General features: G+C 39.8%; 8 protein-coding genes. 5 read left to right on the plus strand and 3 right to left on the minus strand.

Annotated features, from left to right (window positions below):
• The first annotated feature begins 196 nt into the window (after positions 1–196).
• The 3 genes from LC574_RS22935 (at position 197) to LC574_RS22945 (ending at position 1,852) form a co-directional block, all read left to right on the plus strand.
• Positions 197–775: a Uma2 family endonuclease gene (locus LC574_RS22935; protein ID WP_229455851.1), complete on the plus strand. Its 579-nt coding sequence runs from the start codon at positions 197–199 to the stop codon at positions 773–775.
• Positions 776–1,140: 365 nt separating this feature from the next.
• Positions 1,141–1,350, plus strand: a complete 210-nt coding sequence (locus tag LC574_RS22940) for a hypothetical protein (protein ID WP_229455852.1) — start codon at positions 1,141–1,143, stop codon at positions 1,348–1,350.
• Positions 1,351–1,390: 40 nt separating this feature from the next.
• Positions 1,391–1,852, plus strand: a complete 462-nt coding sequence (locus LC574_RS22945; protein WP_229455854.1) for a DUF29 domain-containing protein — start codon at positions 1,391–1,393, stop codon at positions 1,850–1,852.
• 494 nt (positions 1,853–2,346) lie between these two features.
• Here LC574_RS22945 and LC574_RS22950 read toward each other — a convergent pair whose 3' ends face one another.
• The gene (locus LC574_RS22950; RefSeq protein ID WP_229455862.1) at positions 2,347–2,742 is read right to left on the minus strand and encodes a TIGR02588 family protein; all 396 of its coding nucleotides are present in this window, start codon (positions 2,740–2,742) and stop codon (positions 2,347–2,349) included.
• A complete protein-coding gene (locus LC574_RS22955) occupies positions 2,739–3,617 on the minus strand; it encodes a TIGR02587 family membrane protein (protein WP_229455863.1) in 879 nt (292 codons plus the stop codon). The genes LC574_RS22950 and LC574_RS22955 overlap by 4 nt, the downstream gene beginning before the upstream one ends.
• A 305-nt stretch (positions 3,618–3,922) precedes the next feature.
• On the opposite strand from LC574_RS22955, the gene LC574_RS22960 reads away from it, so the two are divergent.
• Together LC574_RS22960 and LC574_RS22965 are read left to right on the plus strand one after the other, a co-directional pair.
• Positions 3,923–4,105 (plus strand): CsbD family protein, encoded by a 183-nt coding sequence (locus LC574_RS22960; RefSeq protein WP_229455865.1) that lies wholly within the window; start codon positions 3,923–3,925, stop codon positions 4,103–4,105.
• 776 nt (positions 4,106–4,881) lie between these two features.
• Positions 4,882–5,433, plus strand: coding sequence for a Uma2 family endonuclease (locus tag LC574_RS22965; RefSeq protein ID WP_229455866.1), 552 nt, complete (start codon positions 4,882–4,884; stop codon positions 5,431–5,433).
• 159 nt (positions 5,434–5,592) lie between these two features.
• Here LC574_RS22965 and LC574_RS22970 read toward each other — a convergent pair whose 3' ends face one another.
• Positions 5,593–5,748, minus strand: coding sequence for a hypothetical protein (locus LC574_RS22970; RefSeq protein ID WP_229455868.1), 156 nt, complete (start codon positions 5,746–5,748; stop codon positions 5,593–5,595).
• Positions 5,749–5,803 lie beyond the last annotated feature (55 nt).

The following is a 5,803-nucleotide window of genomic DNA, read 5'->3' on the forward strand; positions in this document are numbered from 1 at the left end:
CATGATAATTAATTCCCCTTCAGTATTTATTACACAAAGCCGAATTTGATGGAACTGGCAGCAATGTTATATTTTTTGTCTATGGGGCTAAATTTTGATGTCGCTAGTAATACGCTTAAAACATTGAAAGACAAGGAACCAGAATTATTTGAATCTGGTAAAGTGCAACTAGGATTTTTGTGGAGCGCAATTAATTATGACTGCTTTAACCTTACAATTACCTCCTAATCTGCAATTTACAGATGAGGAATTTGCACAAATTGTAGCTGTGAATAAAGAATTACGGCTAGAGTTAACTGCTGAAGGGGAATTAATTATCATGTCACCCACTGGGGGAGAAACGGGAAACCGTAATTTTGATTTATTAGGTCAGATATGGTTTTGGAACAATCAAAATAAGCTCGGAAAAGCTTTTGATTCTTCTACTGGATTTAAACTGCCAAATGGGGCAACTCGTTCACCTGATGCTTCTTGGGTAAGGATAGAAAGATGGGATGCTCTTACCCCAGAACAAAGAAAGAAATTTATCCCTTTGTGTCCTGATTTTGCAGTGGAATTAGTTTCTGAAACTGATGATGTGGAAGATACTAAAGCCAAAATGGCAGAATACTTAGCAAATGGCTTACAACTAGGTTGGTTAATTAATCCTAAAGATAAACAAGTAATAATTTATCGCCCAAATCTTGCACCAGAGGTTTTACAATCTCCCACAAGTTTATCGGGTGAAGATGTTCTCCCTGGTTTTGTTTTAAATTTACAGCAGATTTTTACATAGATAAATGAAAAACTCCACGCCACTTGCGGGATGGAGTTTTTGGGCATGGGGAATCGGGCATGGGGCATGGGGAAGAAGTTACCAATGCCCAAAGCGGCGGGGCGGCTATCCCTCTCCACCCACGAGGGGATGGAGTTTCCCGCCGCTTTCAATGAATAAGTTTGGCGTATGTTTAATAATTGAAGTTCTGATGATATTAATCACATCTAGGGGCAAAAGAAAAAAATGAGCAAGATATAGCTCGTAAAAGTCGATTGTATACAATAGCCTAAAAATGGCTGAAATAACCAAATTCGCCTTTAAAACAATTTCAAATTTTAAGCGATGATGGATGTGTGAGCATAAATGGCAATTGGTAATTAAAGATGGTTTCAGTCGAATTACTTAATACACTGCAAGGGCTTAACCGCGCTGATAAACTTTATATTGTGCAGGTTTTAGTATCAGAGTTAGCCCAACAAGAGACTGAACTAATAAAATCTGGACAATCTTATCCTGTTTCGTCTCCTTATGATGCTTTTGAAGCCGCAAATACGATGCTAGAAGTTTTGCAAGCAACTTCAAAATCATCTTAGATAAAAAGTAACTTCTTGCACTAGAAAATTAAAAAATCAGATGACAGCACCTCAACCAACGGTTTTTACAAACTCTCATCTTTACGACCAAGATTTTTATCTGTGGATAGAGACAACTGCTAAACAATTAAAAGAAGGCAGATTTTCTGAGGTTGATTTAGAAAATCTTATCGAAGAGATTGAATGCATGGGGAGAAGTGAAAAACACGCGCTTGAGAGTAATTTAGTTGTTTTATTAATGCATTTACTAAAATATAAATACCAGCAGGAAAAACGCTCTAATAGTTGGAAAGGAACTATTAGAGAACATCGCCGCAGGTTGAGAAGAACTTTTAAAGATAGTCCTAGTTTAAAACCATATTTTCAGGAAGTTTTGCCACAGTGTTATCAAGATGCAAGAAAGCAAGCTAGTGATGAAACTGGTTTATCCCTTGATACTTTTCCCGTAGACTCTCCGTTTACTGCGGATGAATGTTTAGATGAAGATTTTTTACCGGATTAGTTAAGTTCTGATGTTTTAAGTGGCTCTACAGACTTTTAATCCTAGGACTTACGCACTGTACAAATTCATCGTGATGTGCATTAACGATGCTCCCGGAAGTTTTCAGGTTTTTCTTAATTATCGTGCGATCGTCAATAGACCATGCTGTAGGGGCACAGCATTGCTCATTGGTGTCAACAAAAGCCTTGAAATAGGTTAACTGTTGGCGGACTCACCCGCCTAGAACTAAAGTTCTTTGGCTTTTAGCTAAAGTCTACTGAAGTAGACTAAAGATTTTTACGGATATTTAGTAATCTTTAGATTACTTTTGCTATTAGCAAGGAACTTCAGTTCCTTGCGGGACATGGCTTTTACGTTAAGTTGACACGTATGAGCAATGCGCTTTACCCCTACCGCGTGGTCTATTTACCTGAAAATAGCTGTAAGTTGACACCAATGGGCATTGCCGTGTCCCTACCCGTGAGCATCGCTATATCTGCGGTTTTAAATCTTTTTTAGGGCAATTTATAGCTACTAACACGCAGATTTAACTGACCTTGGCGCGGGTTCTGGCTGAATATAAATGCGCCTTCTTCACTGCCACCACTAGATAAAAAGTCGATCTGTTGCTCTCCTGTTTCTGTAACTTTGCCGTTAATTAGTAACTCAGCCATAATTTGAACTGACTCGGCTGTATCTCCTCCAGTATTCACGACTTCAAAGGGAACATAAAATTGTCCATCAATTTCTCGAATTGTTTGTTTTTTGGTGAGAGAAAGGATGGGAGGTTGATTCTTTTCGTTCAACCAAGTGTAGCCCACCAGACTCACAATGATTGCTAGGATAAGTGAGGCAACGCTGAATGTTACCCACTCTGCAATAGAGCGTGGTGGTTGTTCTGTTTTAGTCATATTGCTAACCTTCCGGCTGCACCGCCAATAGTTGCAGGTAAGCCTAGTATCAACGTGTGATCTAACCACATTGTCCAAGGGTCGCTAAAAGTTAACTTTTGAAAGAACCACAGCATAAAAGCGCCTGCTAGCAGTGACACTAGGTAGGACATAATGGTTTCGCTTGATGGGCGTTGGAAAATTCCCTTTTGCTGTTTGCGCTTTTGCTGGTCAGAAAAGTTTGCCTGAAATACAATGCAATAAGAAATCAGCAAAGATGTGGCGATCATTGCCAACTGCCAAGGCGGCGAGGCTGCGGCTGCTAGCATAGGAATTTCATCTGTTGGAGCGATGCTAAATGCAATTACGGTTGCACCAATTACGGTTGCACCTACATCGGCCAAGGTGGCGTGTAACTCATCTTTTGCTGAACCGTTTTCTTGAGGGGTTGTCTGTTCTTTTCCATTGCTCTTACTAATATTTCCCAAAAACTGGTTCGCTAAAGCTACACCGAGAGTGAAGGGTACACTTTCAAAGATGATTTTACCTAAAGATTCCTTTAGGGAAGTTTCTGGGGTCAATTCTTGCAATAGTAGTAGCACAAAGGCAGAGCAAGCTAGACCGATCGCAATCGCTTCTACGGTATCCATTGCAGCTTGAGGAGCTAGCCAGCTATATTTGCGTTTCCGAAAGCCTTCTGTATGATTGAGCAAGTAAACCACAATAAACATTAATGCGATCGCCATCATCATCAGTTGTGGTTTTACCAATGATCCAATCCACCAAACCTCCATTGTGTACAGTAAAGGTATACCAAATAAAAAACCTCCGCAAGCACCCCGAATGATGTCAGTAATCTCACTCCTCCATACATTTTTTTGACGTTTTGTTGTCACTCCTTTACTTTCCTTTTGTTGAAAATTTGCTTTGACTTATACTAATTCTCTATGAAGATGCATATAGCAGTCCTAAATCATTCATGAAAAGTTAGATCCCCGGCTTCTTTGAGAAGCCGGGGATCTGGACACCGTGAATTTATAATATTTTCATATTTTTGAAGGTGGGTGTTCTGTCGCACCCCGTATCTATCTTAAGATACATAATCTAACAAATACTTCTCTCCCTTGATGGAAGTCAAAAATAATACACTACTGTTAGTTTATGTAATAGCTGAATCAACTACAAGCTGGAAATCAAAACCATGAGTGCCGAAAAAAGAGTAGAAGCTACTGCAAAAAATATTGAAGGGAAAATTCAAGAGGTTGTGGGTGAAATAACCGGTAATCCACAAGATAAAGCTGAAGGACAAACAAAGCAAGCCGAAGCCCAAGTTGCTCACACTGTAGAAAACATTAAAGACGAACTTAAGAAAGCTTTAGATTAATTTAGTTTTTGCAGTGTCAATAAAAATACTAGACTAGCGATGATTCGTTACTCATAGTCTAACATTAATTACTCCACTTTCTCAAAGTAAGTGGAGTTTTTGTTAAGTATTAAATTTTAATAAAAATAGGACTTATATCATGTCCGGCAAATTGCTTATGATATGTCATTGCGAGTGCAACGAAGTGGAGCGAAGCAATTCCCTTTGACTCTGCGATTACTTCACTCCGCTATCGCTGCGTACCCTTCGGGAACGCTAAGAGCGAACGTAATGACAAGTATTTAGCCGGACATGATATTACGCACGAGTTACGGAATAACGAACCGCGAACGCGAGTGCGTCTCCAAGAGTTGGCACGAAGGACACGTTCGCCCTTGGCGTCTCCGACAGGAGAAGGAATAAGAGTTGCAGAGAGTTTTTGCGTAAGTCCTGAAAAATTAATACCTGTTATACCAGGGCTATTTCATTCTCATCTAGCCCGCCTCAGAATAAATTCTGAGGCTAATAGCAAAAGTCGTCTAAAGACGACTAAGAAAGGTTTTTAGTCCACTTTAGTGGACTTAAGCTAAAAGCCTGGGAACTTTAGTTCTGGGCGGTTTATGTTTAGAACGAAATAGCCCTGTCCGTTATACCAATTTAGATTGCACTTTGTTGCCAATAACTACAACCCTAATGATTGTAGTCTTGGCTAAACGGGTACATACGCGCTAGCGGCTTCCTTTGAAATACGTTTAAGATGAGAAAATATCAATAATCATTGGGAGGAATCAATCGTCATGACTGTTATTGTTGCTAAGTGGACGATTGACGAATATCACCGCATGATTGATGCTGGGATTTTGAGCGATCGCAAAGTAGAACTACTTAAGGGAGAAATTGTCGAAATGTCCCCGGAAGGGGAACCCCATGCTTATTGTAGTCATGAATCCGCAGAGTATCTAACGAATTTGTTAGGTAAGCGTGCCACGATACGTCAAGCCAAGCCTATCACTTTACCCAACGACTCGGAACCAGAACCAGATATTGCTATTGTCCAACGTTTAGGACGCGAGTATCAAGTGCATCATCCCTATCCAGAAAATATTTTCTGGTTGATTGAGTATGCTAACTCTAGTTTAGAAAAAGATTTAGAGAGAAAAAGCAAAATCTACGCAGAAGCAGGTATTTTAGAGTATTGGGTTGTCAATATCAAAAAGCTACACCTAGTGGTGTTTCGAGAAATCTTAGACGGAGAGTATGCCACAAAACTGATATTGACTACAGGAACAATTCAACCTCTGGCATTTCCAGATATTTCTGTTGCGGTGGAACAGATTATTAACAGTTAAGGTAATTACAATTCAAAATCAGGATAAGCGATCGCTTGGGCAGAGGGAAGTACCTGTGAAAGACGATATGATATAGCGATCGCAAGCATAGTCAGCCCCTTTGGGGAAGTCAAAAGTCAAAAGTCAAAAGTCAAAAATTTACCAAGCCCATAAATAAATTTAGGCGATGCACTGAGCCTGTCCTGATACCAATTCACGAAAATCCTGATACATATAGATTTCTCGTAGGGGCATGGCATTGCCCATACGTGTCAACTTAACGTAAAAGCCATGTCCCGCAAGGAACTGAAGTTCCTTGCTAATAGCGGAAGTCATCTGAAGATGACTAAATATAGCAAAAAATCTTTAGTCTACTTCAGTAGACTTTAGC

The sequence above is a fragment of the Nostoc sp. CHAB 5715 genome, from assembly GCF_020829685.1.
Classification (GTDB): Bacteria; Cyanobacteriota; Cyanobacteriia; order Cyanobacteriales; family Nostocaceae; genus Nostoc.